Origin of the sequence: Fretibacterium fastidiosum (genome assembly GCF_000210715.1) — a bacterium.
GTDB classification, from domain to species: domain Bacteria; phylum Synergistota; class Synergistia; order Synergistales; family Aminobacteriaceae; genus Fretibacterium; species Fretibacterium fastidiosum.
Genome location: NC_021038.1, coordinates 2,491,879 through 2,517,719, shown reverse-complemented (window position 1 = coordinate 2,517,719; position 25,841 = coordinate 2,491,879). Strand labels below are relative to the sequence as shown.

The following is a 25,841-nucleotide window of genomic DNA, read 5'->3' as shown; positions in this document are numbered from 1 at the left end:
GATGGCAAACGTACCGAGCGACATCGAAATTGCGCAGGCGGCAAGGCCCCAACCGATTGTTGAGGTCGCGAAAAAGCTGGGCATCTCAGAGGACGAACTGGAGTGCTACGGAAAGTACAAGGCCAAGGTGCTCCCTGAGGTGCTGAGGGAGCGCGAGAAGAAGCCCGACGGCAAACTCGTCCTCGTCACGGCGATCACGCCGACCCCGGCGGGCGAGGGCAAGACGACCACCAGCGTCGGGCTGGCGGATGGGTTGAACAAGATTGGCAAGAGGGCCTGCGTGGCGCTTCGCGAGCCCTCACTAGGGCCCAGCTTCGGCGTGAAGGGCGGCGCTGCGGGCGGCGGCTACGCCCAGGTGATCCCGATGGAGGACATCAACCTGCACTTTACGGGCGACCTGCACGCCATCACCACGGCGCACAACCTCTGCGCCGCCATGCTGGACAACCACCTTCAGCAGGGTAACGAGCTGAACATCGACCCGCGCCGCGTCGTGTTCCGCCGCGTGATGGACCTGAACGAGCGCGCGCTGCGCAACATCGTCATCGGGCTTGGCGGGAAGGCGAACGGCGTGCCGCGCGAGAACGGCTTCGACATCACGGTCGCCTCGGAGGTCATGGCGATCCTGTGCCTGTCCATGGACCTGACGGACCTGAAGGAACGCTTTAAGAAGATGGTCCTGGCCTACACCTATGACGGAAAGCCCGTTACGGCGGGCGACATCGGCGCGGCTGGCGCCATGGCCGCCCTGATGAAGGATGCCATCAAGCCCAACCTGGTGCAGACGCTTGAGGGAACGCCCGCGTTCATCCACGGTGGCCCCTTCGCCAACATCGCCCATGGGTGCAACAGCGTGCAGGCGACGCGGCTGGGCCTGAAGTCGGCGGATTACCTGGTGACGGAGGCCGGGTTCGGCGCAGACCTCGGAGCTGAGAAGTTCCTGGACATCAAGTGCCGCGTCGCGGGGCTGAAGCCCGATGCGGTCGTCGTGGTCGCCACGGTGCGCGCGCTCAAGATGCACGGTGGCCGCAGCAAGAAGGAGCTGGGCACCGAGGACCTGAAGGCGCTGGAGGCGGGGATCCCCAACCTGCAGAAGCACATCGAGAACGTTCAGAAGTTCGGCCTGCCCGTGGTGGTGGCGATCAACCGCTTCCCGCTGGACACCGAGGCGGAGCTTGCCCTGGTGGAGGCGAAGTGCAAGGAGCTGGGCGCCTCCTTCGCGCTGTCCGAGGTTTGGGAAAAGGGCGGCGAGGGCGGCAGGGAGCTGGCGCAGAAGGTCGTTGAAGCCTGCGAGAAGCCCTCGCACTTCAAGTTCATCTACGACGCGAAGATGAGCCCGAAGGAGAAGATGGAGGCCATCGCGCGTGAGATCTACGGGGCGGAGGGCGTGGACTTCACGCCTCAGGCCGAAAAGGACCTTCAGGTCATCCACGAGTTGGGCAAGGACGACCTTCTGGTCTGCATGGCCAAGACGCAGTACTCCTTCTCGGACGACGCGACGAAGGTGGGGCGTCCCAGCGGCTTCCGCATCACGGTGCGCGAGGTGCGCCTCTCCGCTGGAGCCGGGTTCCTGGTGGCGGTCACGGGAGAGATCATGACGATGCCCGGCCTGCCCAAGAAGCCCGCGGCGCTCTCCATCGACGTGGACGAGCACGGAAAGATCACGGGCCTGTTCTGATCCCGCTTTTGAAGCGGAAACGGCCCGTCGCCGGACGCGGAAACGTTGTGGCCCTGAGGGAACCTCAGGGCCACAACGCTATTTTGCGTTGATAACCTCCATGTTGCGCTGTTTCAGGGCGCTCTCCGCGGCGTGGCAGGCTGCCAGCACCGCCTGCCACTTTTCGACCCGATCCGCCTCCGTGCCGTTCGTGAGGGCAGCGACGGCCCCATCCAGGGCGCTCAGGGCGCCGATCAGGACATTTTCCGTGCTCCTGGAGGCCGGGGTGGGGTCCGCGTACTGAAGGGAGTCCGCCAGGCGAAGGAGGGGGGAGAAATCCTCTCCGGGCAGGTTGAGGGAGAACTCGAGGTTCTTGACCAGGTCCTGGAGGTGGCTTGCCTTGAGCGAGAGGCTCAGGCGTCCCTCCCTCTGGTCCCTGCGGTCCGCGCCCCCGGGCTTCAGCATCGCCATGTGGATCAGGAGGAGGGGGAGGAGGAAGGCCGCTGCCCCTCCGACGTGGATCAGGAAGTACGTCGTCGTCGAGAAGTGAAGGTAGACGTTGGCGATGGAGGCCCCGACGACAAAGATGAAGTAGGCCGCCACGACGATCAGGTGGGAGAAGTTGCCCGGCGCCTCCCGCCCGTCGGAAAGCGCGACCTTTGAGGAGAAGAGCAGGCCCAGGATCAGCGCAAAGGCGAGGGAGACCATGGATATCCAAAACGTCGTTCCCCGCTCCTCCGGCGTCGTGAGGAAGAAGATGAAGACGCCCGCCGTGACGGCGATGAGGGAAAAGGCGAGGACGAGGTTAAAAGCCTGGTGTAGCTTGTCGATAGCGCTTTTGATGCTCATGGCGATCCTTCCTTTCGTGACGAATGCCGCTTACGGCAGAAGTGATTTCCCGCACTCCGGGCAGAATTTCGACGCCGCTTCGAGCCGCGTTCCGCAGTTGGGGCAGGAGAGCGGCAGTCCGCAATGTGGGCAGAACTTGCCGTCCTCCGCGCAGGGCTTGCCGCACTTCGGGCAGTTGCGCGTGGAGGCCGGGGCCTGGTTCTCCTCCTCCGCAAGCCGCGCCCCGCACGCAGGGCAGAAGGAGCTTGCGGGGGGGCAGGGCTTGCCGCACCTGGGGCAGCTTGCTTCCGAGGCCGCAGAGGCTACGGGCGGGCTGGCGGGTTGGGTGCCCTGGGTGACGTACTGCCCCATCTGGGCGGCCATCTGTCCGATGGCGCCGCCAAGCCCCATGCCTGCACCCAGGCCGACGCCCGCAGCCATCAGGGACCCCCCGCCGCCGTCTCCGGTGTTCTGCGCCGTCGCCTCCAGCACGTCGAAGGAGCGCTCCTGCTGGTAGCTGTACCCCTTCAGGTCCATGCGCGCCCGCTCGCTCATCGCCCGCTTCAGGTCCTTAACGGCCTCGTCGTCGTCCGGGACGTTGATGGAGCCGAAGAAGAAATTTACGGACTCGATGCCGTATTCGTCGAACGCGGGGCGCAGGGCTTCCGTCGCCTCGTCCGACATGTCCTGGAGGTAGGCGTTGATGTCGAAGATGGTGATCTTCTTCTGCGATATATAAGTGGCGATCATGTCGCCGATGCGGCTCAGCAGGAGCCCCCGGAACGAGTTCACCAGGTCCTCGCGGGTGATCTGCACGCGGGTGCCCGCCAGCTTGAGCAGGAACTGCCGGCTCTCCTTGACGCGGATGCCGAACTGGCCGTAGGCCCGGACGGGCAGCGGGACCTGGTATTCGGGGTCGCGGAGCAGGATGGGGGTCTGCGTTCCCCACTTCACGTCCAGCACGTTCACCTTGTTGATGAACCACACCCACGCCTTGAAGGGGCTCTCGCCTCCCGTGGGCAGGTTGATGAGGTGCCGCAGGATGGGAACGTTCTCGGTGGAGAGCGTGTAGCGTCCGGGACCGAAGAGGTCCAGCGCCTGCCCGTCGCGAAAGAGGATCGCCTCCTGAGTCTCCTGGACGATCAGCTGAGTCCAGTTCCCCAACTCGTTGCTCCGCACCGGGTCCCTGGCGTCCGTCCAACGCCACGCGAAGACGTCGCCGCTGTCGATCTTCTCATTCCACTGTACGATCTGTAGCAAAGCCATGATGGGCCGTCACTCCATTCTCGATAAATTTTTAAGTTTGCCTGCCGCGCCTAGACGGCGGGCTTCAAGAGCTCCATGAAGATCATCTTGTTGATTTGGGTTTGAAGGTAGAGGGGCCCGAAGACGACGAGAAGGGCCGCCGACGGCGCGATGGTGTGAACGACGACGGCCTTATCGAGGTATTGGGCGGCATGGGCCTGAAGGATGTCCTTGACGCGGAAGGCCAGCCAGATGGAGAGAAAGAAGCTTGCGCCGAACACGCAGTGGTTGTATGCCGAGGCCGTCTCGGCGTCTACCCCGATCCCCTCCCAGGCACCTGGAAGGCTCAGGGCGCCGAGGTAGAGGACCAGCTGGACGATCGTGGCGAAGGCGGGCAGTTTTTTGGGGGAGTTCATGCGGTTCAGCGATCGTGCCCTCGTCAGATACCAGACGGGGCTGTAGATGCCCATGGTCGCGATCCATAGGAAGGGCAGGGACAGGTCTGAGACGTGCTTGATGGCGGCGAGCCCTGCCAGCTTCTTCTTCCGCTGAAGTGCCTGTTTCCGCTGGATCTTTTCGTCCAGGAGCATCTCGTCGTAGGGCGTCGGGGAGCCGCAGAAGGAACAGAGCTCTATTCCCGCTTCCAGAGGGGCTCCGCAGTGCTGACAGATCATCGTCGTTTTCCTCCTAAAAATTGCTGAACGGGCGAGGCCCGCGCCGCGACACCTATTTTCGTCCGCGTTTCGCCGCTTTATTTTGCAGAACGGCGGGGGTTATGTCAATATTGAGTTGCGTTTTCATGGGTGGTTTTTCCTGCCGTATTGAAAACAAAATCGTGAAGGGGACGAGATGGCGAGAACGAACGACGGAAATTCGTATGGTGGAGTGCCCAAAGATCGCCTGAGTTGGGATAAAATAGTAAAGAGAATGCCTTGATCGAAATGGAGTGCAAGGTGGTCTTGAGCTTTTGAGTTTCAAAATATAAAGCGAAAGGATGTCAAGGTCGATGGTGTCTGTCGAGAGATCGCCGCGTGAGGGAAAAGCGGGAAAGGGCCTGATGAGGGTTGGCTTTGCTCTCTGTCTTTTATGCGTTCTGAGTTTCACCTTTGTGTTGCCTGAGCTTGCCCCTGTCTCCGCCGAGGGCGCTCCACGGGTTGTGACCAGGACGCCTGACGGAAAGAGGACGGTGCGGAAGGCGAGGCTACGCAGGAGAGAGGCCGGCAAACGAAAGGCGGTCTCCCCCTTCACGGGAGGGCGGGGCACCGCAAAGAGCCCATGGACCATCGGCACGGAGGCGCAGCTTCGCGCCTTTGCCGCTTTGGTCAATGGCGGGAGGAACTACGCGGGCAAGTACGTTCGGCTGACCGCCAACGTGGACCTTGGAGGAAGGGCCTGGGTTCCCATCGGCTTCTCGCGCATCGGTAGAACCCTGGCGTTCAGCGGCGTCTTTGACGGCAATGGGCACACGATCAGCGGCCTGTCGCTGAAACACGCGGGGAAGGACCCGGTGGGCCTGTTCGGCACGCTCTCGGGAGCCTACGTCTGCAACCTCACCGTTGAGGACGCCGAGGTGAACGGAGTGACGGAGGTCGGGATCCTGGCCGGTGCCGCGCAGAAGTCCACGGTGAAGAACGTCTCCGTGTCCGGCTCCGTCGCCGGCAGCCAGAACGTGGGCGGCATGATCGGCAACGCGATGGAGTGCCGCCTCCTGCACTCGGAGTTCATCGGCAGGGTAAAGGGCGCGGGGGCCAGTGCGGGCGGCATCGCCGGCGGCGCGTTCGGATCCGTCCTGATGAACGTCTCCGTCTCCGGCAGCAGCATCGAGGGGCGTGAGAACGTGGGGGCCATGGCGGGGACGTTTCAGGCCGGGCTCCTTCAGAATGCTGCAGTCGAGCGCTGCACCGTCGCCGGAACGGAAAACGTCGGCGGCGTGGCGGGGGCCGCGGCCGGTCCCATCCAGTTTCAATCCGTGGCCTTTGACGGCAACGTGGAGGGCGTGGAGAACGTGGGGGGAGTTCTGGGGTTCAATGCCCAGGGCACGGTGAAAGACGCCTCGGTCCAGGGCAACGTCATGGGGACGAATCAGGTCGGCGGCGCGTTCGGCCTGTGGCGTGGGGGGACTGCCATGCGCTGTCTCTCGACGGCCTCCGTGAACGGCAGGGCCAACGTCGGCGGGGTCACCGGGCAGATGGAGAAGGGGCTGCTGGATCACTGCACGTCGGACGAGGAGGTTCGGGGCGGCGATATCGTGGGGGGACTGATCGGTCGCTACGTCGGCGGCAGGTACACGAACTGCCAGCCGTCCGTGGTTGTACATGCCGGGCTCAAGAGCGGCCGCGAGATCGGAAACGAGAGCGAAAAATAATTCGTGAGAAAACAGAGGAGGCGGCCTTTTGGAGCCGTCCCCTTCGTTCATATGAGTCATATGAGTTGTGATCCATAATTTGTCCGGAATTTGGGGAGGTGCGCTGCAGCGATGAAGAAGGTCACGTTTTTTTACCTTGAGGCCTGCCCCTATTGCAAGAACGCCCGGAGGGCCATGGATGAACTGAAGGCCGGGGATGCCCGGTATCGGGCGATCGAGATGGATTGGGTGGAGGAGAGCGAGCGCCCGGAGGTGGCTGAGAAGTACGATTACTACAGCGTGCCGACGATGTTCATCGGTTCGGAGAAGCTGTACGAGGCGCATAAAGGAGAGGAGTACGAGGAGTGCAAGACCAACGTCAAGCGCGTCTTTGAAGCGGCGCTTGCGTAAACCTCTGTCTGTCGTTATAATAAAAAAGTTTTATGCCCTGCCTCTTCTTCCGGAAGAGGCCATCAGACCACAGGGAGGAGGTGACAGACGTGCGGCATTACGAGATGTTGACCATCCTTAGCGCTGAACTTGAGGACCCCAAGGAGGAGGTCGGCAAGATCGAGGAAGTCGTGCGCAGTCTGGGAGGCAACGTGACCCAGACGGATGTCTGGGGAAAGAAGGCGCTGGCCTACCCCATTCAGAAGAAATCCGAGGGGAACTACGTGCTCTTCAATTTTGACCTTGAGCCGGCGGCGACCTTTGAGCTGCGCCGTATCCTTGGATTGCGTTCCAACGTCTATCGTCAGATGATCATCCTTTTGGACGAGTAGGGGAGGGAACGGCCATGGCCAGAGGGTTCAATAAAGTGGTTCTTATGGGCAATCTCGCCCGCGATCCAGACGTTCGCTACACGGTGGAGAGGCGGGCGTGGGCCCGTTTCACCGTGGCGGTCGGCTATGCGTGGAAGAACAAGAGCGGGGAGTATCAGGATGGAACGGACTTTATATCCGTCGTCGCCTGGGGCCCTCTGGCGGAGCGCTGCGGCCGCTACCTCAAGAAGGGAAGCGGCGTCCTCGTGGAGGGCCGGATACGTTCGCGCAGCTACGACGCGCGCGACGGGTCCGGGAAGAAATACGTGACGGAGGTGGAGGCGGGGGAGGTCGTCTTCGTGGGTGGAAAGAGGACCTCGGACGAGGGGGTCCCCTACGACCCCCAGGCTGCCCCCGATTCCTCCTCGCCGTCCTCCTTCTCCAGCGACGAGGATTTCGGCAAGAGCATCCACGAGAAGGGGTTCAGCGACGACTTCCCGATGGATTTTGCGGAGATGGAAAAGGACGCCAACAAGAGCGCCGAATCGGACATCCCCTTTTGACGAGGGCGTCCGAGAGGACCTTCGTGGGAGCTGCCTGTCCGGGCAAGCGCTCCTCTGTCGGCGGTCCGTGGGGATTTTTAAGGAGGATATCTTAGATGAACGGAGAGAGGGAGAGCAGGCCCGCAGGCGCCGCCGCGCCGCGCGGCGGTATGCGCAGGGGCTCCAAACGACGCCCCAAGTTCTGCTATTACTGCGTTGAGAAGCAGGAAAAGGTCGACTACAAAGACGTTGAGAAGCTGCGCAAGTACATCAGCGAGCGGGGAAAGATCGTTCCGCGCCGCGTCACGGGGAACTGCGCAAAGCACCAGAGGCTTTTGACCGAGGCCATCAAGAGGGCGCGCTACATGGCGCTCCTGCCTTACTCGCTGGACTGATCCTCTCCTGTTGCGCGAGGGGGCATCTGTTCTTTGACGGGATGTCGGCTGAAATTTCATGGGGAGAAGCCACAGGGCTCTCCCTTTTTCATTCCTTGAAGGGGGTGGACTATGCCGGGGCCGGAGAGCGTTTTTAAACAAAGAACCCTTGGCCGTGTGGTCTTTTTTTCCCTTTTGACGGTCCTTCTCTTGAAGGTGAAGGACTACGTTCCGGCGGTGACCTTCTGGGGGTTGTTCTTCTCCCCACTGCCGCTCGCCCTCCTGGGGTGCCGGGAGGGGCGCAGGTCGTTGGGGCTGGGAGTGCTCCTGACGGGGGGGCTGACGGCGCTCCTCCTGTCGATCCCTTCCGCCCTGTACTTCGTAACCGCTTCGGCTCCCCTCTCCGCTGCCCTTGCCGCGAGTTCAAGGAAGAGCTGGAGCGGAGGAGAGGCACTTCTGGCCTGCACCTTCGTGTCCGTCACAGAGAAGCTGTTCTTCTTCTTCCTCCTCTGGGCGCTGACGGGGCGCAACTTTTTGGCCCCTGACGCCGGACAGGTGGAGGAGATGATGGGGCGGCTGTACGCGGGCTTCTCGTCCGGTTTTCGAGAGACGATCTCGACGCAGGAAAATATGAGACAGGCCGCTGCGTTGCTGCCCTACATGACGCCCTCGATGCTCCTTCTCTACGCGGGGTTGGATGCGCTCTGCAACTACAAGCTGTGCGGGTATTTTCAGCGAGGTCAGGCGCACCGCCCGCCCGCCCTGCCCGCCTTTACGGAATGGCGTTTCCCAAAGTCCCTGCTGTCGGCGTTTTTCCTCGCTTTCGTCATCAACCTCCTGTGGGGGCTGGACGACTGGAGGGCAGGTGCCCTGTTTGCGGCCAACCTGGAGCTGGTCCTGAACGTCCTCTTTTTCGTCGAGGGCCTTTCCCTGGCCTTCTGGTGGATAGGGCGACGAGGGGTGGGCCCCGTCCTTCGGACGTTGGCCGCCGTCCTGTTCCTGATCCCTCTGGCGTGGCCGTGGCAGGTGCTCATGGGCATCGGCGACATCGTCTTCGACTTCAGGAGCAGGGCGACGCGCCGCAGGACGTAGGGTGCGGGTAATGCCTTCAGGGAAGCGCCGATCGGCCTTAGGTCGGTGTTTTCCCGACGCGGGGACTTTTGTGCTTTTTGAAGGGAGAATCTTTCATGCAGGTGATTTTAAAGGCGGACGTCAATAAGGTGGGCAGCGCCGGCGCGCTTGTGAACGTCAGCGACGGGTACGCCCGCAACTTCCTCTTTCCGCGGGGGCTTGCCGTCGAGGCGACCCCCAGCAAGGTGGCGGCGTGGAAGGAGGAACAGGCCAACAAGAGGAAAAAGGAGGCGAAACAGCTCCAGGAGGCTGAGGAGACGAAGAAGGGGCTTCAGGGAAAGGCCGTGAGGATCGAGGCGAAGGCGGGGGAGAATGGGAAGCTCTTTGGGAGCATCACCACGGCTCAGGTGGCCGAGGCCCTGAGCCGGCAGTACGGTCGGACGGTGGACAAGCGCGACATCAAAATGGACGACGTCATCAAGCAGCCGGGCAGTTTTCCCTTCGCGCTGAAGCTGCACGCCGGCGTCCACGCGGACATGACGCTGTCTGTGACCACCCAGAAAGACTGAACCGAATGCAGCTTTACGACAGGGTCCCGCCCCAGAACCTGGACGCGGAGCGGGCCGTTCTGGGCGCGTGCCTTCTCGAGCACGAGGCCCTGGGGGTCGCCCTGGAGACCCTGAGGCCGGAGGATTTTTACGACCTCAACCACCGAGCCGCCTACGAGGTGATGGGGGAGATGTTCAACGCCAGCCGGCCCGTGGACCTTGTCACCATCGGGGATGAGCTGGCCCGGCGCGGCGTCTTTGACAAGCTGGGGGGACAGCCCTTCCTCGCCGCCCTGGTGGCGGAGGTCCCGACGACGGCCAACATCGCCTTCCACGCGGGCATCGTGCGGGAGAAGTCCGTCCGTCGCCGGCTGATCGACGCGGGGAGCAAGATCGTCAGCCTGGCGTATTCGAGCGAGCTGGAGAGCGCCATGATCGTGGATGAGGCGGAGCGAGCCGTCTTTGAGGTCTCCCAGCGCAACAATCGGGCCGACTTCCGCCCCGTCAGCGACATTCTGGGCAGGACGTTTCAGAACATCGAGCAGCGCTATCAGGAGAGCGGATCGGACGTCAGCGGCTTCGAGTCCAGCTTTGCGGATCTGGACCGTTTGACGGCCGGTTTTCAGCCCGGAAGCCTGAACATCATCGCCGCGCGTCCCTCCATGGGAAAGACGGCCTTCGCCCTCAACATCGCGCAGTTCGGGGGCGGCGGAAGCCGGTCGGCCGTCCTGATCTTCAGCCTTGAGATGTCCGCGGAACAGCTGGTGCAGCGTATGCTGGCGGCGCAGTCCGAGGTGGACCTCCAGGCGATGAACACCGGGACCATGAGCAGGGGGGACTGGGACGAGCTTCAGAATGCCGCCGGCGTGCTGACGCAGAGGCCCATCTTCATCGACGACAGCTCCATGCTGACCACGATGGATTTTCGGGCGCGCTGCCGCAGGTTCAAGTCCCGCTACCCGACCCTGGGGCTCGTGATCGTGGATTACCTGCAGCTGATGAGCTTTGGCGGCCGTCAGACGGACAACCGCCAACAGGAGGTCTCCGAGATCTCCCGCATGTTGAAAGGGGTCGCCCGCGAGTTGGCCTGCCCCGTCATCGCCCTCTCCCAGCTGTCGCGCGAGACGGAAAAACGCCCCGACAAGAAGCCGATGCTCTCGGACCTCCGGGATTCGGGAGCCATTGAGCAGGACGCGGACACGGTGATGTTCCTCTATCGAAGGGACTACTACGAGGAGACCCAGCCTGGGGTGGACAGCGAGGCTCAGCTGACCCTGGCAAAGAACCGAAACGGCCCGACGGACACGATCACCCTCGTCTTTCAAAGGGAGATTACGCGCTTTCGCAGCTGGAAGGGTTAAGGAAAAGGGGACCGGTCGATGGACGGTCCCCTTTTCCTTGCAGGTGTCGCGCGCTGACGCCCGCCCCGCGTTTTTTGGGATTGCACCCATCTATAAGGCCATAGGGGGCCGGCGGCCTCCGCAGGCACGCGCCCCCGCACCTGCCGCCCGGTCGTCGGTTCGAAAGGCCGATTACGAAAAATAACCGATTGCGGGCATAAAACCTTTCTCTATAATTTTGGTCATTATTGGTCAGGGATTGAGGCCTACGGGGCCTTTGACCAGGGACGATAGATCAAGAATATACCCTTCATGGGGAGGTTATAGGCATGGACTTCAATAAATTGACGACGAAGAGCCAGTCCGCTTTAGCGGCGGCGCAGGACCTTGCGGCGGCCCGCAGCCACCAGCAGGTGGACGTGGAGCACCTTCTGCTGGCGCTCTTGCAGGACGCGGAGGGGCTGATCCCTCGGATGCTTCGCCGCATGGAAGTGGACCCCAAGGTGCTGGAGAAGCTCGTCTCCGACGAAGTGGCCCGTATGCCGCGCGTATCGGGCAGCGGGGCGGAGCCGGGAAAGGTCTACGTGACCCCGCGGCTCAGCAGGCTCCTCGCCGCGGCGGAGGAGCGCGCGAAGGCGCTCAAGGACGAGTACGTCTCCGTCGAGCACCTGTTCCTGGCGATGCTGGACGAGGGGACGAACACCAACCTGGGGCGCATCCTGAATCGGCTGGGCATCACGGAGGACCGCTTCCTGAAGGCGTTGACGGAAGTTCGCGGCTCTCAGCGGGTGCAGAGTGCGGACCCCGAAGCCACCTACGAGGCCCTCGCCAAGTACGGGCGCGACCTGGTGGCCGCGGCGCGGGAGGGGAAACTGGACCCGGTGATCGGGCGCGACGAGGAGGTCCGCCGCGTTATCCGTATCCTGAGCCGTAAGACGAAGAACAACCCCGTGCTGATCGGCGACCCGGGGGTCGGCAAGACGGCCATCGTGGAGGGGCTGGCGCAGCGCATCGTGCGCGGAGACGTGCCGGAGGGCCTGAAGGACCGGACGGTCTTTGCCCTGGACATGGGGTCGCTGGTTGCCGGGGCGAAGTTCCGCGGCGAGTTTGAGGAGCGGTTGAAGGCCGTCTTGAACGAGGTGAAGCAGAGCGAGGGGCGCATCGTCCTGTTCATCGACGAGCTGCACACCATCGTTGGGGCCGGTGCGGCGGAGGGCGCCGTGGACGCGGGCAACATGCTGAAGCCCATGCTGGCGCGGGGCGAGCTGCATTGCATCGGGGCGACGACCGTCGATGAGTACCGCAAGTACATCGAGAAGGACGCGGCCCTGGCGCGGCGGTTCCAGCCCGTGACCGTGGATCAGCCCGACGTGGAGGACACGATCTCCATCCTGCGCGGCATCCGCGAGAAGCTGCAGGTCCACCACGGCGTGCGCATCCGCGACAACGCGCTGGTGGCGGCTGCGGTCCTCTCGAACCGCTACATCACGAACCGCTTTTTGCCCGACAAGGCCATCGACCTGGTGGACGAGGCCTGCGCCATGATCCGGACGGAGATCGACTCCCTGCCGTCGGAGCTGGACGCGGCCAGCCGGCGCGTGATGCAGCTTGAGATCGAGGAGACGGCCCTGAAGCGAGAGCAGGACGCGGCGTCCCAGGAGCGCCTCAAGGTGCTGCAGAAGGAGTTGCAGGAGGCTCGCACCGAAGCGGACGCCCTCCGCGCCCAGTATGAGGCGGAGAAGAAGAGCATCGTGGGCATCCGTCAGCTGCGCAGCCAGATCGACGAGGTGAAGGCCGAGATCGAGAGGGCCGAGCATCAGTACGACCTCAACCGGGTGGCGGAGCTTCGCTACGGCAAGCTGCAGAAGCTGGAGGAGGAGCTGAAGGCCCGCGAGGCGGAGAAGGAGGGGCAGAACGCCCCCGGAAGCCTCCTGCGCGAGGAGGTCACGGAGGACGAGATCGCGGATATCGTCAGCCGCTGGACGGGGATTCCCGTGACGAAGCTCCTGGAGGGGGAGCGCGAGAAGCTCCTGAAGCTGGACGAGGTCCTCCATCGGAGGGTCGTCGGACAGGACGAGGCCGTTCAGTTGGTGGCGGACGCCGTGCTGCGCGCGCGAAGCGGCATCCGGGACCCGCGCCGGCCCATAGGCTCCTTCATCTTCCTGGGGCCCACCGGCGTCGGCAAGACGGAATTGGCCAAGACCCTGGCGGAGGCGCTGTTCGACAGCGAGGAGAACATCATCCGCATCGACATGTCCGAGTACATGGAAAAGCACTCCGTGTCGCGCCTCGTGGGGGCACCCCCCGGCTACGTGGGGTACGACGAGGGCGGTCAGCTGACGGAGGCCGTGAGGCGGCGTCCCTATTCCGTCATCCTGTTCGATGAGATCGAGAAGGCCCATCCGGACGTGTTCAACATCCTCCTGCAGGTCCTGGACGACGGACGCATCACGGACAGTCACGGCCGCTTGGTGGACTTCAAGAACACCGTGATCATCATGACCAGCAACATCGGGTCGAGCGCCCTGCTGGAGGGCATCACGGCGGACGGCAAGATATCGGAGAGCGCCAGGAGGAAAGTGATGGATGCGCTGCGCGGGGCCTTCCGTCCCGAATTCCTGAACCGCGTGGACGACATCGTCTTCTTCAAGCCGCTGACCCGCGACGAGGTCCGTCAGATCGTCCGGCTTCTCCTGGGACACCTGGAGGAACGGCTGGCCGACAGGCAGATCGCGCTGCACTTCAGCGACGAAGCGGTGAACTTCATCGGGGAGGCGGGGTACGATTCCGTCTACGGCGCGCGCCCGCTCAAGCGGTACATCACGCACAACGTGGAGACGAAGCTGGCACGGGCGCTCATCGCCGGAGGTATCCGGGACCACTCCGAGGTCGACGTCGGCCTGAAGGACGGAGAGCTCACCTTCTCCTTTGCGGAGAAATAAGGGGTGGGGTTAAGAGCGGGCAGCAGGCCAGACCGATGAACGGCCGCTGCCCGCTTCGCGTTCGGATGGGGAAAGGCCTACCGGCTGACCTTCACGCGCAGGGAGACGTCCTCCCTGCGCGGAATGAAACTGGATGTGTTTTTGTAGAGGGGTTGTGGTATGCTTTGATTGTCAACGCGCGTTTTGACCTGCGTTTTGCGGAGGGCGCGCGGCGTGACGAATCGTGAGGGGGGAACAGGTTGATCTTTGAGTTGATGTCCAATGGAACCCTGGCGAAGCTGCCGCAGGCATCCGCTCCGGAGGGAATCACCCCCCCAGAGGGTCCCTTCGTGATGTTGCTTTTGCCCCACAACCGCTGCCTGGTGGGCGTACCCTCCGCAGGGGCCGGCGACTCCTGGTCCTGGGGAAAGCCGGGCGGGGGGATGTCGGCCGTGTCGCTTTACGAGAACGAGGCGCTCACGCTGCCCGTGGACGCTTCCGCGCTCATCAGCCTTCCGAAGGACACCGTGACCTTCCTGCGGGGGGAGCTGCTGGCCCAGATGGACCCTCCGGGGAGCCACGTGTCGACGGTCCTTACCCTGAAGGGTTTTATGAAGGACCACGCCGCCTTTTTCGACGACTTCCCCTTTCAGGACGAGGCGGCCTTTGCCCTCTGTCTGAACGACGACGAGGTCCTGCGAAAGGCGTATTGGGCGCTTCGCTTTGCCATGGCGCGTGGGGAGTACGACGCCGTCACACGCCTCAAGGCTTGGCTCAAAGCCGGTCCTGAGCTGCTCGGCGACCCGGAGAACGGGGCCCGGATATGGTTTTCCATCCTGAACCTGCCCGCCGAATCGGACCTCCAGGAGCTGGAGGCCCTCTCCTTTTCGCGGGGGGACCTGAAGCACATGGCGTCGCAACGAATTACGCCGATCTTCCTGTACAACCCGCGCGCAGGGTACCTCGTCCTGGACCGCCTCACCCGAAGCGAGTTCCTGACCTGGGCGTTTCTGCCCTCCGCCCTCTGGACGGAGCTGAGGGAACGCCGAAAGCTGCCCATCCGCGAGGTGGTGCTGGGCCTGTGGGGGCAGCGCGATGTCGATCGCGCTTTGGAGGACCGCTCCCGCTACATGAGAGGGCCCGGCGGCGTCTCCTTGAGCCGGCCTCAGGTCGTCCGACCTTGAAGAGCGCGTTCCCGAACGCCCCGATTCAGGGCTCTAGGGGCGTTTGGACCTTCACCGAGCTCGGTGGCGGAGGAAGCGAATGAAACCGGGGGAGGGTTGCGGGACGGAGGCGCTTCAGGAGAGGGCTCTCTGCGTGCGTCGGGATATCGCCGGCATGCCGGGAGCGCTTCACGACGGTTACCTCTTTTCCGCCGTGTCCAGCGTGGACCTTCTGGTCTGGCTCTACGGCCGGGTGCTGCGCGTTTGCCCCGAAGCACCCCTCGACGAGGGGCGGGATCGCTTCGTCCTGAGCCGCGTCGCCGCCGCGCCCGCCCTGTACGCCACGCTTGCGGAGTACGGTTTTTTCCCGCGGGAGGAGCTGTGGGAGTACCGGCGCCTGGGCGGCATGTTGCAGTCCGCCCCGGAGTTTCGGCACGCTCCGGGGATCGACGTGTCCTGCGGGGTGCGTGGCATCGGTCTGGGGCTTGCCCTGGGACTTGCGCTGGCGCTGCGGGACGCCGCGCCGGAGGTCAGAGTCGTCTGCCTCCTCGGCGCGGACGAGCTGGCCTCAGGACCCGTGTACGAGACGCTGACCCTCGCCGCGGAGGCGGCGCTCCCCGGCCTGATCCTCATCGTCGAGTCGGACGGGGAAGACGCCGATGCGGCGAGGGCGCTTTCCGCGGTTGCGGGCTGCGAGGCCGTCCGTGTGGACGGCCACGACGTGGAGGCCCTGAACGCGGCCTGGGGCGAGTTGACGGCGGAGTCCCGCGGGAAGGGGATGCGTGTCCTGCTGGCTCGAACCGTCCGCGGTCGCGGGCTGCCGCACGTCAGCGACGACCTGATGGACGACGAGGGGCCTCTGGACCGTCAGGCGGCGGACGTGCTGATCAGCAGGATGAAGGCGTGAGCTCTGATGACGCTTCGGAAGGTCTACCGGTCGTTTGTGGAGGAAGCCCTGGGGCACGGCGGCGAGTTCGCCGACGTGGCGCTTGTGGGGGACTGTGCGCCGCCGCTTTGGGCCGGGCAGCGTCCCTACGTCCCCGGCGTTGGGGAACAGGGGCTGGTCCTGATGGCGGCGGGAATGGCCTATGGCGGCCGCAGGGTCGTCCTGAGCGGGGCGACGTCGTTCCTCCTCGGCCGAGCCTATGAGCAGATTCGCTCTGCGATCGCCCTGACCGCGTTGCCGGTCTGCATCGTGGGGTACGACTCCGGCTTCTCTGCGGGCTATGAGGGCGCGGCACGTCAAATGCTCGAGGACGTGGCCCTCATGCGCCTCCTGCCGGGGATAACGCTTCTCGTCCCCTCGGACAGGGACGCCTCGGTCGCCCTGCTTCGGGAGGCCCTTCGCCGCCGCCGGCCTGCGTTCCTCCGGTTTGCGGAGGAACGCGACGTCGCTTCGGGCGAGGGGCATGAGCCCCTCTGCTTTTCAGGGGCCCGAACGCTGCGGCCGGGGGGTGACATCACGATCTGCGCGTGTGGTATCATGGTGAAGGAGGCCCTGAAGGCCGCGGACATTCTGGCGCAGCAGGGCCTGCACGCCGAGGTCATCGACTGCTGCTGCGTCAGCCCTCTGCCCGGTCGCTCGATTCTCTCGTCCCTCCAAAAGACGGGGTGCTGCGTCGTGGCGGAGGAGCACTTTTTGGCGGGAGGGCTCTTTGAGAGCGTGACGGCCCTCGCCGCGCAGGAGTACCCGGTGCCCGTCCTGCCCGTGACGGCGAGCGGCGGCTTCGGGCAGAGCGGGTCAACGCAGAACTTGAGGGACTATTACGGATTGACGGCGACTCAGGTCGTCAGCGCCGCGGTGCAGGCCTGGGCCAGGCGCAGGGTAGGATAGGGCGCCCGGCGCGTCCTGCGATGAGCTGATTATCGAAGGGGAACGCCATATTGAAGATCACTTTTTCAGGGGTGAGCAAGGTCTTTGAGCCTGATATCGTCGCCTTGAGAGATATCAACCTCGAGATCAACAAGGGGGAGTTCGTCTACGTCATCGGGGCTACCGGATCGGGCAAGTCCACCCTCCTGAGGATCATCACGCGGGAGCTTCTGCCGACCCGCGGCTCGGTTCGGGTCAACAAAGTGAACCTGCGGGAGATGCGAAAGGCGGACATCCCCTATTACAGGCGCGACGTGGGGCTGGTGGCGCAGGATTTCAAGCTGATTCCGCACCTGACGGTCTACGAGAACATCGCCTTCGTGATGGAGGCCATGGCCGTGCCGCCGAAGATCGTCTCCTATCGAACGAACGAGGTCATCGAACAGGTGGGGCTCTGGCGACGCCGTTTCATGCGGCCGGCTCAGCTGTCGGGAGGGGAGCAGCAGCGCGTGGCGATAGCGCGCGCGCTGGCCAACTCCCCTTCGCTCTTTATCGCGGACGAGCCGACGGGCAACCTGGATTTCAACACGGCAGCGGACGTGATGAAGGTCCTCTTCGCCATCAACGCCGGAGGGGTGACGGTCGTGATGTCAACGCACAATCAGTACATCGTGGATTCCTGCCGTCAGAGGGTCGTTGAACTCGACGCCGGAAGGCTGATTCGCGACGAGATGTCGGGAGGATACTTCGCCGATGACAACCTTTAGATACATTTTGAGGGACATGGGGCGCCTCATCGTCAACCACTGGGTCCTGGGTATGCTCACCCTCGTCACCGCCTCCGTGATGCTCTGGATCCTTGGGATGACGACGCTCTTCTCCCTCAACATCGAAAACCTGCTCTCCCGCCTCGAAAGCGAGCTGGTCATTCAGGCCTACGTCCGAAAGGGCAGCGACGTGGAGCAGGTCTTGCGAAAAATTCAGGCACTGGAGGCCGTGGCGGCGACGAAGGCCTACTCCCCGGCGGAGTCCCTCGCAAAACTGCAGGAGAAGATGGGCAGTCAGTCGAGGGCCCTGGATCTCCTGGGAGACAACCCCATCCCGTGGAACTTCGAGATCCGGGTCCAGAACGCTTCCGACGTGGAGCCCCTGGTTCGGACGCTCATGGCCATGCCGGAGGTCGAGGACGTCATCTATGCGGGGATGGTCGTCCAGAGGGTCAAGGCCCTCTCCCGAGTCTCCTCCCGCGTGGCATTCATGATGTTCGTCCTCTCCATCGTCATAACCGCGCTGGTCGTCTACAACACGATCCACATCTCCCTCTACTCCCGGCGGGAGGAGATCGGCATCATGTACCTGGTGGGAGCGACCCGTGCCTACATCGCGACGCCCTTCGTCCTGGAGGGCACGCTTCTGTCCCTCGTGGGGTCCCTGATCGCGGTGGGAGGAATCGTCTCGACGTACCTGCCGGGCATCTCCATCCTTCAGCGCAACCTGCCCTTTCTGACGTCGGGGCTGGTGGCAGACCCCTACGTGATCGCGCGCTTCTGCGTCCTCCTCGTCGGCTTCGGGGCGACGCTGGGTTGGGTGTGCAGCTACATCGTGGTGGCGCGCTTCATGCACGCCGAGACCCGACCGGAATAGGGGCGCCGTCTTGAAAGGCAGAGTGCAGTTCGCGGGGGTCCTGATCCTCGGCCTTTTGCTGCCGCTCCTGGCGCCCGTTGTGTGCCCGTCCCGGGGAAGCGCCGCCGAGAACATCGACACGCGCATCGCCGCGGAGGAGAGGCGGCGCCGAGAGCTGGACAAGCGCGTCGAGGACTACCGTCGAAAAATTCGGGAGATGGGTGCCAAGGTGGACAGCCTCCTGGGACGTATCGACGCGCTGGAGCAGGACGAGAACCTGGCCGCTCAGGAGATATCCGTCCTGGAGCTGCAGCAGAACAAGATCCATGAGAACATCGCCATCCTGAACGCCGAGATGACGCGGGAGCAGGTCAAGATCGACGAGCTGTCCGACAGGATGCAGCACAGGATCGTGGACCTCTACAAGTATGGAACGTCCGAGGAGATGAACCTCTTTTTCTCCTCGGAAAACGTCTTTCAGGCCGTCGAGGCCGTACACATGATGCAGCTCATCGCCCGCCACGACGAGGTGCTCCTCTCCCAGCTTCAATATCGCTATCAAAACCTGGACCTCTCGCGCAGGACCATGGACGAGCACCGCGCTCAACTGAAGGCGCAAAGCCAGGCGCTGAGGGAGCAGAAGGAGAAGTACCACAAGACGATCCTGGCCACGAACTCCTTCGTCGGCCAGATCCAGCGTCAGAAGAAGCTGGCCGAGAAGGCCTCGCGGGAGGCAGAGGAAGCCCAGAAAGCCGTCGGCCAGACGATCCTGGCGTTGATGCGCCGCAAGCAGGAGCGCAGCGTCCAGGGGGGCGGGCGGCGAAGGGGCAGCGGCGTGGATTACCTGGCGGGCCAGGGCCGCGGCTCCATGTTCGACTGGCCCCTTCGGGGCCCCATCTCCAGCAACTTCGGTCTGCGAATCCATCCCATCTTTAAGACCAAGAACTTTCATTCCGGCATCGACATCGCGGCTCCGGCCGGCACGTCGGTGAAGGCGGCAGCAGCGGGGGAAGTCCTCTTCGTGGGCTGGCTGAGGGGGTACGGCCAGGTCGTCATCCTGGATCACGGCCGGAACCACTCGACGGTCTACGCGCACCTGTCCTCGGCCTTGGTCCGCGAGGGCCAGGTGCTGAGGGCCGGATCGGCCCTGGGCAGGGTGGGCAGGACGGGGACGGCGACGGGGTATCACCTTCACTTCGAGGTGCGCATCGGCAGCACGGTGAAGAACCCGCTGGACTATTTGAGGCGCTAGGCGCTGGCGCGGTTAGAGGCCTTCTATCAAGATGTGGAAAGGTAAAAAAACTTCCCTGCCGCCGTCCTCCTCCTGTCGTTCCTGTGGTCCGCGGCTCAGGCGGCGCCGTCCCCGCAGGACGCGGCCCTCGACGACATGATCGCGATCCGGGAGCGGGAGCGGGAGAGCCTGAGCAGGAAGATCGAACACTACAACGAGCTTGCCCTGAGCAAAATGAAGGAGTCCCGAAGCATCCTGGGGCGCCTCATGAACCTTCGCCGCAGCGCGCTGGAGTCCCAGGCCCGCATGGATTTTCTGGAGAAGGAAAGCGGCAGGCTGCAGGGCTCCATGGCTCAGCTGAACCTGAGCATCGCGGAGACCAGCAACCTCCTGGCGGACCTCCTCATCAAGCTGCGAACGAGGATCGTGGACATGTACAAGTACAGCTCCCAGGAGAGGCTGGACGTGCTCCTGGCGACGCGGAGCACCCACGAGGCTCTGATCATGGCCTACATGCTGCGGCGTTTGGCCAATCAGGATCAGAAGGTCGTCGAGACCCTTGCCAGGAAGGCGGACGAGCTTGAACAGTCCAGGGAAAAGCTGGAGAAGAGCCGGGCGCAGGTCCAGCGCCAGCAGACGGAGTTGAAGAAGAAGCGCGACGAGTTCGCCGCGACGATCCAGCGGACCAACGTGCTCCTGAAGAACGTTCAGGGAGAGCAGAAAAAGGCGAAGGCGGCGGCTCAGGAGCTCATGAGCGCACAGCAGGCGATAGGGGACAAGATCATCGCCCTGATGCAGGAGAAGGGGGCGCGGGGGCGACGGGAGGAGAGAGCTCCCGCACCTTCTCCAGCTCCACCCGCCTCTCCGGGGGCGCCCGCGCCACAGAAACCGCAACGACAGCCCCAACAGTACACCTACCTCGCGAACGGGGCGGTGCTGGAATGGCCGCTCCAGGGGCCCATCGCCATGGCCTTCGGGTCCAGGGTACACCCCGTCTTTAAGACGAAGGTGTTCAATTCCGGGATCGACATCCGGGCCGCCTCAGGGGCCCCCGTGAGGGCTGCAGGGCCGGGGAGGTGTTGTTCACCGGCTGGATCCGGGGGTTCGGCCAGGTGGTCATCGTCGATCACGGTCGTGGGCTCTCCACGGTTTACGCCCACCTCGCCTCTGTCTCGGTCACTGAAGGGGACGCGGTCAAGACGGGGAGCCTTCTGGGGAAGGTGGGAAACAGCGGGGCCAACACGGATTACGGGCTGCACTTCGAGGTGCGCCGCAGCGGCAGGGCGGAGGACCCGCTGCGCTATCTGAGGCGGTTTTAACCCGCCTCCCTTGCGCGGGCACGCCCTGCGTCCGGGAAGCCGCCAAGGGGCCGGACTGTAATATTTTGCGCGGCTGCGGTATACTTCTGGGGCGCGCCGTTTCGCGCACGTTTATTGAGGATGGTGTTTGTAAGATGAAGCAGAAGATCGGCAGGTCGTGGGTGAACGCTGCGGGGTTTCTCCTGGCCCTTTTGGTCGCCGGCGCCTTCGCGGCAGGACACGCCGGGGCCGCAGACGTCTCGGATCTGGACAAGCTCTCGCCGTTCAGCGTTCGATCCCTGTGGCTTCTCCGACAGGCCAGGGCGATCATCGAAACGTATCAGGTGGACGCGGAGGAGAAGCCGACCTCCGAGGAGGACCTCCTTCAGGGGGCCATGAAGGGCATGGTGGAGGCCTGGAAGGACCCCTATACGCGCTACGTCTCCCCGGGCCAGCTGAAGGACGAGGAAATCGAGATGGAAGGGCGCTACGGCGGCCTTGGAATGTACATCGGGACCCGCGACGGACAGATCCTGGTCATCAGCCCCATGGAGGACTCGCCGGCGGAGCGCGTCGGCCTCAAGACGAAGGACCAGATCGTGAAGGTGGACGACGAGGTCGTCATCGGCTGGACGTCGGAGCAGGTGGTGCAGCGCCTGCGCGGCGCGCCCGACACGAAGGTTACGCTCTGGGTGCGGCGCGAGGGAGAGGACGAGCTCCTGAAGTTCGACGTGACCCGCGAGATCATCAAGCTCAAGAGCGTGCGCTATCAGATGCTCTCGGACGACGTGGGCTACCTGCGGCTCACTCAGTTCAAGCAGAAGACGGACGAGGAGGCGCGGAACGCCCTGCGGGACATCCTGCGGCAGGGGGCGAAGGGGCTGATCCTGGACCTGCGCAACAACGGCGGCGGCCTCCTGGATGCCTCGGTGAAGATCGTCAGCATGTTCGTGAAGGGCGGCCTGGTGGTGGAGACGCGGGGGCGCGCCGAACGGGCCAACGAGAAGTACTTCGCCGACGAGGCGCTCTTCCTCACCGACATGCCCATGGCGGTTTTGATCAACGGCGGAAGCGCCAGCGCCTCGGAGATCGTTGCCGGGGCCCTGACGGACAGGAAACGGGCCGTGCTGGTGGGGGAGAAGAGCTTTGGGAAGGGGTCGGTGCAGACGCTCTTTCCCCTGACGGACGGTTCGGGCCTCTACGTGACGATCGCGCGGTACTACACGCCGTCAGGGCGCGTGATCGATCACGTGGGGCTTACGCCGGAGGTCGAGGTCAGCGGAGACCTGAATCGGGACGTGATGAAGGACGCACAGCTCCAGAGGGCGGCGGCCGAGGTCAAAAAACGGCTCCAGCCGCCGTCCGGGCCGGAGAGGCAAAAGAAGTAGCACGGGACGTCCCCGTCGGGGGCAGGGGGGAAGCGACCTTCCTCCCTGCGAGGCCCCCGTTCGGACGTTTTGAGGAGGCAGTGCTGAATAATTATGAAGAATAACGTAGATCTGCTCGTCGGCGCCCAGTGGGGCGATGAGGGCAAGGGGAAGGTCGTCGATCTCCTTGGGGCGGACGTGGACATCTTCGTCCGCTATCAGGGCGGCGCGAACGCGGGGCACACGGTGATTGCAGACGGCGAGAAGGTGGTCTTTCACCTCCTGCCGTCGGGGATGCTCTATCCGGGAAAGCTCTGCATCCTGGGCAACGGCCTTGTGATCGATCCGGAGCAGTTCTTGAAGGAGATCGCGAACCTCAGCGAGAAGCAGCAGGACAGGGCCCGTCTGGCCATCAGCCCCCGCGCCCATGTCGTGATGCCCTACCACAAGATACTGGATCAGGCTCAGGAGAAGGCCCGTGGCAAGGGGCGCAGGATCGGCACGACGGGACGCGGGATCGGCCCGTGCTACGTGGACAAGTACTCGCGCTGCGGCCTCCGGATCGAGGACCTGCTGGACGCGGACGTCCTTCGCGATCGCCTGACGCCGCTGCTTGAGGAAAAAAACCAGATACTGACGCGTCTCTACGGCGAAAAACCCCTTCCCTTCGACGAGGTCTACGAACCCGCGCGCCAATGGGGCAAGACGCTGGCGCCCTACGTGGACGACGTCGCCGTGCTGCTCCGCAGGGCGGTGGACGACGGCCAGCACGTCCTCCTGGAGGGGGCGCAGGCGGCCCTCCTGGATATCGACCACGGCACCTATCCCTACGTCACGAGTTCCTCCACCTCCGCGGCCGGCGCCTTCACGGGGACGGGGCTCTCCCCGCACGACCTGAATCGCGTGATCGCGGTGACGAAGGCCTACACGACGCGCGTGGGGGAGGGGCCCCTGCCCACGGAGGACCTGACGGAGGCGGGGGAGACCCTGCGCAGGAACGGCGGAGAGTTCGGCGCCACCACCGGCAGGCCACGCCGCTGCGGCTGGCTCGACCTGGTGGGGCTGAAGTACTCCATGGCCCTGAACGGCGCGGACACCATCGCCCTGACGAAGCTGGACGTGCTGACCGGAATAGGGCCCATCAAGGTCTGTGTCGCCTACGAGTACGAGGGAGAGCGGCTGGACCGCTTTCCGGTCAGCACGCGGGTGCTCGAGGCGGTCAAACCCATCTACGAAACCCTGCCCGGCTGGTCTGACGACATCGCCCGGTGCCGGACCATCGACTCCCTTCCTCAGGCGGCCCAGGACTACGTGCGCTACATCGAGAAGGAGCTGAACGTCCCCGTTGGCCTGATCGCGGTGGGGGCGGACCGCGACCAGGCGATCAACTGCGGGCTCCTGCGAGACTGACGCAGATAGGCTCTAAGGAGGCGGGAGGGCGTGTACGTCCCGGAAATTCGTTTTTGCGGGCCTCGCGACCTGCCTGCCCTCATCGCACTGAACGCCATGTCCCGATCCCCCTGGCCCGAGTCGATCGTCGAGGGGGACCTGCGGGAGGGCTCGGAGGCTGAGATCAGTTACCTCGGCGCCTTCTCGACCGCCCCGTCCCGGGAGCTTTTGGGGTACGCCGTGTTGGGACGGGAGGGGCGTGCGGGGCTTTTGATGTCCCTCCTCGTCCACCCGGACTTTCGCCGGCTCGGCATAGGGGTTCAGCTTCTGGCCGCCGTGGGGGACTGCGCCCTGTACCTGAACCTGGGGCGGCTCCGTCTGCGCGTCAGGAGGTCCAACGAGGCGGCCCTGTCGCTCTACGAGGGGATGTCCTTTCGCAGGGAAACGACGTGCCCCGGCTACTACTCCGACGGAGAGGACGCGATCGTGATGAGCGCGCCGCTTCCCCTGGCGGTGCGGAAGGGCTGAGGACAGCGGCGGCCTTCGGGGTCTTTTGCGGAAGGGAGCGTTGATGATGAAGGTTTACATCCCCTTCAGCGACGGGTCCTCCGTCGCCTTTGACGGGACGGGGTTCACGCTGCAGGAGCGCCCCAGGGTCATGGACGAGGCCCTCAGCGCCTCCCCCGCCAGCAAGGCGGCGGAGGTGTGGACGCGAGATTGGGGCGCGGTGGTTCGCGCCCTCGAATCCGCCTGGACCCGCCAGCGCGACCTCCGGCGGCGGGATCGGATGCGGCAGGTCTACTCCATCCGTCGGGTGCACGAGTGACCCCGATGGCTTAGATACCTCTCCTGCCCCTGCGGGAGCGGCACGACGAAGGGGAGCGCCTCGAGGCGCTCCCCTCGCTTTTGTCCGCCGGACGGGGACCCGCGGCGTTATCCCTTCGGCGTGTGGATGCCTCGGGCGAAGACGTTCCCCGCGGCCTCCGCCACGGCCTCCGCCACGGTGGGGTGTGCGTGGATCGTGTTCAGAAGGTCCTCAGGCGTCGCCTTGAAGTGGAGCGCCAGGGCCCCCTCCGCGATCATGTCCGTCGCCGGGCCGCCCACCATCTCGACGCCCAGGATCTGCCGCGTCTCGTCGTCTGCGATGATCTTGATGACGCCGCTGGTGTCCCCCGTGATCATGCTCTTGCCGTTCAGCATCAGCGGGAAACTGCCCACCTTGACCTTGAGGCCGCGCTTCGCCGCGTCCTTTTCCGAAAGTCCCACGGTCGCGATCTCAGGCGACGTGTAGATGGCGCCCGGCGTCGTCGTGTAGTCCATGTCCACCGCGTGCCCCATGACGTTCTCCACAGCCACCTCACCCTCGCGGGAGGCCACGTGGGCCAGCATGTAGGCGTTCACGCAGTCGCCGATGGCATAGATCCCCTTGACGTTGGTCTCCATGTGGGCGTCCGTCACGATGCGCCCCCGCTTCATCTCGATGCCCAGGGCTTCGAGGCCAAGGCCCTCCGTGTAGGGCTTGCGGCCCTTGGCCACCAGGAGCTTCTCCGCTTCCAGCTCCGCCTGGCCCTCCGGCGTCGTGAGCTCGATCTTGAGCCCCTCTCCGGACCGGGTGACCCTGGTGATGCTGGCCCCCGTGCGGAAGCTCACCCCGCGCTTCTCCAGGTTCTTCCGCAGGATGAGGGCGATGTCCGTGTCCAGGTTCCGCAGGATCTCCGGCGAGGTGACGGCGACCGTGACCTTGGTCCCGAAGGCGGCGTAGGCTGCGGCGAACTCCATGCCGATGATGCCGCCCCCGGAGACGACCATGGAGGCCGGGGGAGCGGGCAGCGAGAGGGCTTCGTCGCTGGTGATGACCCCTTCGAGGTCGTACCCCGGTACATCCGGGACGTCAGGCACGGACCCCGTGGCGATCACGATGGCGTCGGCCTGGATGGCCCTGCCGTTCACTTCGACGGTGTGGGGGTCCCTGATGGCGGCGGCGCCCTCGATGTACTCGATGCCGTTGCCCTGCACGAGGCTCAGCGTCCCCTTCACGAGGCGGGAGACGGTCAGCGTCTTTCGCTTCATCAGCGCGTCCCAGTCCAGCCGCGTCCCCTCCACGAGCACCCCGATGCGCTTTGCCTCGGACTTCAATTCCGTGAGGAGCTCCGCCGTGTGCAGCAGCACCTTGGTCGGGATACAGCCCACGTTGAGGCAGGTGCCCCCGATGGTCTTCTTCTCGATCAGGGTGACCGAGGCGCCGAGGTGCGCCGCGTGAATGGCGGCCACGTATCCCCCCGGGCCGGCCCCAATGATGACGATGCGCTTTGAACTCATGTTGACC

Annotated in this window: 26 protein-coding genes; 21 read left to right on the top strand and 5 right to left on the bottom strand. The window is 64.3% G+C overall.

Annotated features, from left to right (window positions below; translation table 11 throughout):
* Nucleotide 1 precedes the first annotated feature (1 nt).
* Nucleotides 2–1,678: a formate--tetrahydrofolate ligase gene (locus SY1_RS11375; RefSeq protein WP_015557106.1), complete on the top strand. Its 1,677-nt coding sequence runs from the start codon at nucleotides 2–4 to the stop codon at nucleotides 1,676–1,678.
* A gap of 78 nt (nucleotides 1,679–1,756) precedes the next feature.
* Here SY1_RS11375 and SY1_RS11370 read toward each other — a convergent pair whose 3' ends face one another.
* Genes SY1_RS11370 through SY1_RS11360 form a run of 3 tightly spaced genes read right to left on the bottom strand, consistent with a single transcriptional unit; the run spans nucleotide 1,757 to nucleotide 4,404 of the window.
* Nucleotides 1,757–2,506 carry a hypothetical protein gene (locus SY1_RS11370; RefSeq protein WP_015557105.1) on the bottom strand — a complete coding sequence of 250 codons (750 nt, stop codon included), beginning with the start codon at nucleotides 2,504–2,506 and terminating at the stop codon, nucleotides 1,757–1,759.
* Nucleotides 2,507–2,536: 30 nt separating this feature from the next.
* Nucleotides 2,537–3,751 (bottom strand): SPFH domain-containing protein, encoded by a 1,215-nt coding sequence (locus SY1_RS11365; protein WP_015557104.1) that lies wholly within the window; start codon nucleotides 3,749–3,751, stop codon nucleotides 2,537–2,539.
* A 50-nt stretch (nucleotides 3,752–3,801) separates the two neighbouring features.
* Nucleotides 3,802–4,404: a DUF4234 domain-containing protein gene (locus SY1_RS11360; protein ID WP_015557103.1), complete on the bottom strand. Its 603-nt coding sequence runs from the start codon at nucleotides 4,402–4,404 to the stop codon at nucleotides 3,802–3,804.
* Between the two features lie 482 nt (nucleotides 4,405–4,886).
* Here SY1_RS11360 and SY1_RS11355 point away from each other — a divergent pair, with 482 nt between their 5' ends.
* The 15 genes from SY1_RS11355 (at nucleotide 4,887) to SY1_RS11285 (ending at nucleotide 19,482) form a co-directional block, all read left to right on the top strand.
* Nucleotides 4,887–6,095: a M26 family metallopeptidase gene (locus SY1_RS11355; RefSeq protein WP_208873839.1), complete on the top strand. Its 1,209-nt coding sequence runs from the start codon at nucleotides 4,887–4,889 to the stop codon at nucleotides 6,093–6,095.
* 111 nt (nucleotides 6,096–6,206) lie between these two features.
* The gene (locus SY1_RS11350) at nucleotides 6,207–6,485 is read left to right on the top strand and encodes a glutaredoxin family protein (protein WP_015557102.1); all 279 of its coding nucleotides are present in this window, start codon (nucleotides 6,207–6,209) and stop codon (nucleotides 6,483–6,485) included.
* 32 nt (nucleotides 6,486–6,517) lie between these two features.
* On the top strand, nucleotides 6,518–6,856 hold the full coding sequence (gene rpsF / locus SY1_RS11345) for a 30S ribosomal protein S6 (protein ID WP_279369737.1): 339 nt from the start codon (nucleotides 6,518–6,520) through the stop codon (nucleotides 6,854–6,856).
* A 14-nt stretch (nucleotides 6,857–6,870) separates the two neighbouring features.
* A complete protein-coding gene (locus tag SY1_RS11340) occupies nucleotides 6,871–7,398 on the top strand; it encodes a single-stranded DNA-binding protein (RefSeq protein WP_015557101.1) in 528 nt (175 codons plus the stop codon).
* A 95-nt stretch (nucleotides 7,399–7,493) separates the two neighbouring features.
* Nucleotides 7,494–7,772 (top strand): 30S ribosomal protein S18, encoded by a 279-nt coding sequence (gene rpsR / locus SY1_RS11335; RefSeq protein WP_015557100.1) that lies wholly within the window; start codon nucleotides 7,494–7,496, stop codon nucleotides 7,770–7,772.
* 156 nt (nucleotides 7,773–7,928) lie between these two features.
* Nucleotides 7,929–8,843 (top strand): DUF2232 domain-containing protein, encoded by a 915-nt coding sequence (locus tag SY1_RS11330; protein ID WP_208873837.1) that lies wholly within the window; start codon nucleotides 7,929–7,931, stop codon nucleotides 8,841–8,843.
* A 95-nt stretch (nucleotides 8,844–8,938) separates the two neighbouring features.
* The gene (gene rplI, locus SY1_RS11325; RefSeq protein ID WP_015557098.1) at nucleotides 8,939–9,391 is read left to right on the top strand and encodes a 50S ribosomal protein L9; all 453 of its coding nucleotides are present in this window, start codon (nucleotides 8,939–8,941) and stop codon (nucleotides 9,389–9,391) included.
* Between the two features lie 5 nt (nucleotides 9,392–9,396).
* Entirely contained in the window at nucleotides 9,397–10,731 is a 1,335-nt protein-coding gene (dnaB, locus tag SY1_RS11320; RefSeq protein ID WP_015557097.1) for a replicative DNA helicase, read from the top strand.
* A gap of 308 nt (nucleotides 10,732–11,039) precedes the next feature.
* Nucleotides 11,040–13,652 (top strand): ATP-dependent chaperone ClpB, encoded by a 2,613-nt coding sequence (gene clpB / locus SY1_RS11315; RefSeq protein WP_015557096.1) that lies wholly within the window; start codon nucleotides 11,040–11,042, stop codon nucleotides 13,650–13,652.
* Between the two features lie 239 nt (nucleotides 13,653–13,891).
* Nucleotides 13,892–14,815 carry a hypothetical protein gene (locus SY1_RS11310; protein ID WP_208873836.1) on the top strand — a complete coding sequence of 308 codons (924 nt, stop codon included), beginning with the start codon at nucleotides 13,892–13,894 and terminating at the stop codon, nucleotides 14,813–14,815.
* Between the two features lie 79 nt (nucleotides 14,816–14,894).
* Nucleotides 14,895–15,701 carry a Transketolase, N-terminal subunit gene (locus SY1_RS11305; RefSeq protein WP_015557095.1) on the top strand — a complete coding sequence of 269 codons (807 nt, stop codon included), beginning with the start codon at nucleotides 14,895–14,897 and terminating at the stop codon, nucleotides 15,699–15,701.
* Nucleotides 15,702–15,707: 6 nt separating this feature from the next.
* The gene (locus tag SY1_RS11300) at nucleotides 15,708–16,628 is read left to right on the top strand and encodes a transketolase family protein (RefSeq protein ID WP_015557094.1); all 921 of its coding nucleotides are present in this window, start codon (nucleotides 15,708–15,710) and stop codon (nucleotides 16,626–16,628) included.
* A gap of 50 nt (nucleotides 16,629–16,678) precedes the next feature.
* The gene (locus SY1_RS11295; RefSeq protein ID WP_208873835.1) at nucleotides 16,679–17,374 is read left to right on the top strand and encodes a cell division ATP-binding protein FtsE; all 696 of its coding nucleotides are present in this window, start codon (nucleotides 16,679–16,681) and stop codon (nucleotides 17,372–17,374) included.
* A complete protein-coding gene (locus tag SY1_RS11290; RefSeq protein WP_208873834.1) occupies nucleotides 17,361–18,251 on the top strand; it encodes a cell division protein FtsX in 891 nt (296 codons plus the stop codon). The genes SY1_RS11295 and SY1_RS11290 overlap by 14 nt, the downstream gene beginning before the upstream one ends.
* Nucleotides 18,252–18,261: 10 nt before the next feature.
* Entirely contained in the window at nucleotides 18,262–19,482 is a 1,221-nt protein-coding gene (locus SY1_RS11285) for a murein hydrolase activator EnvC family protein (RefSeq protein ID WP_208873833.1), read from the top strand.
* Nucleotides 19,483–20,000: 518 nt separating this feature from the next.
* Here SY1_RS11285 and SY1_RS12875 read toward each other — a convergent pair.
* Nucleotides 20,001–20,150: a hypothetical protein gene (locus SY1_RS12875; RefSeq protein WP_208873832.1), complete on the bottom strand. Its 150-nt coding sequence runs from the start codon at nucleotides 20,148–20,150 to the stop codon at nucleotides 20,001–20,003.
* A gap of 387 nt (nucleotides 20,151–20,537) precedes the next feature.
* On the opposite strand from SY1_RS12875, the gene SY1_RS12870 reads away from it, so the two are divergent.
* The 5 genes from SY1_RS12870 (at nucleotide 20,538) to SY1_RS11255 (ending at nucleotide 24,341) form a co-directional block, all read left to right on the top strand.
* Nucleotides 20,538–20,780 (top strand): murein hydrolase activator EnvC family protein, encoded by a 243-nt coding sequence (locus SY1_RS12870; RefSeq protein ID WP_423868980.1) that lies wholly within the window; start codon nucleotides 20,538–20,540, stop codon nucleotides 20,778–20,780.
* A 134-nt stretch (nucleotides 20,781–20,914) separates the two neighbouring features.
* A complete protein-coding gene (locus SY1_RS11270) occupies nucleotides 20,915–22,147 on the top strand; it encodes a S41 family peptidase (RefSeq protein ID WP_015557091.1) in 1,233 nt (410 codons plus the stop codon).
* A 93-nt stretch (nucleotides 22,148–22,240) separates the two neighbouring features.
* Nucleotides 22,241–23,536, top strand: a complete 1,296-nt coding sequence (locus SY1_RS11265) for an adenylosuccinate synthase (RefSeq protein WP_015557090.1) — start codon at nucleotides 22,241–22,243, stop codon at nucleotides 23,534–23,536.
* A 30-nt stretch (nucleotides 23,537–23,566) separates the two neighbouring features.
* Entirely contained in the window at nucleotides 23,567–24,043 is a 477-nt protein-coding gene (locus SY1_RS11260) for a GNAT family N-acetyltransferase (RefSeq protein ID WP_208873830.1), read from the top strand.
* Nucleotides 24,044–24,086: 43 nt separating this feature from the next.
* The gene (locus tag SY1_RS11255; RefSeq protein ID WP_015557089.1) at nucleotides 24,087–24,341 is read left to right on the top strand and encodes a hypothetical protein; all 255 of its coding nucleotides are present in this window, start codon (nucleotides 24,087–24,089) and stop codon (nucleotides 24,339–24,341) included.
* Nucleotides 24,342–24,448: 107 nt separating this feature from the next.
* Here SY1_RS11255 and lpdA read toward each other — a convergent pair.
* A partial coding sequence (gene lpdA, locus SY1_RS11250) for a dihydrolipoyl dehydrogenase (protein ID WP_208873829.1) occupies nucleotides 24,449–25,841 on the bottom strand: 1,393 nt, incomplete at its 5' end.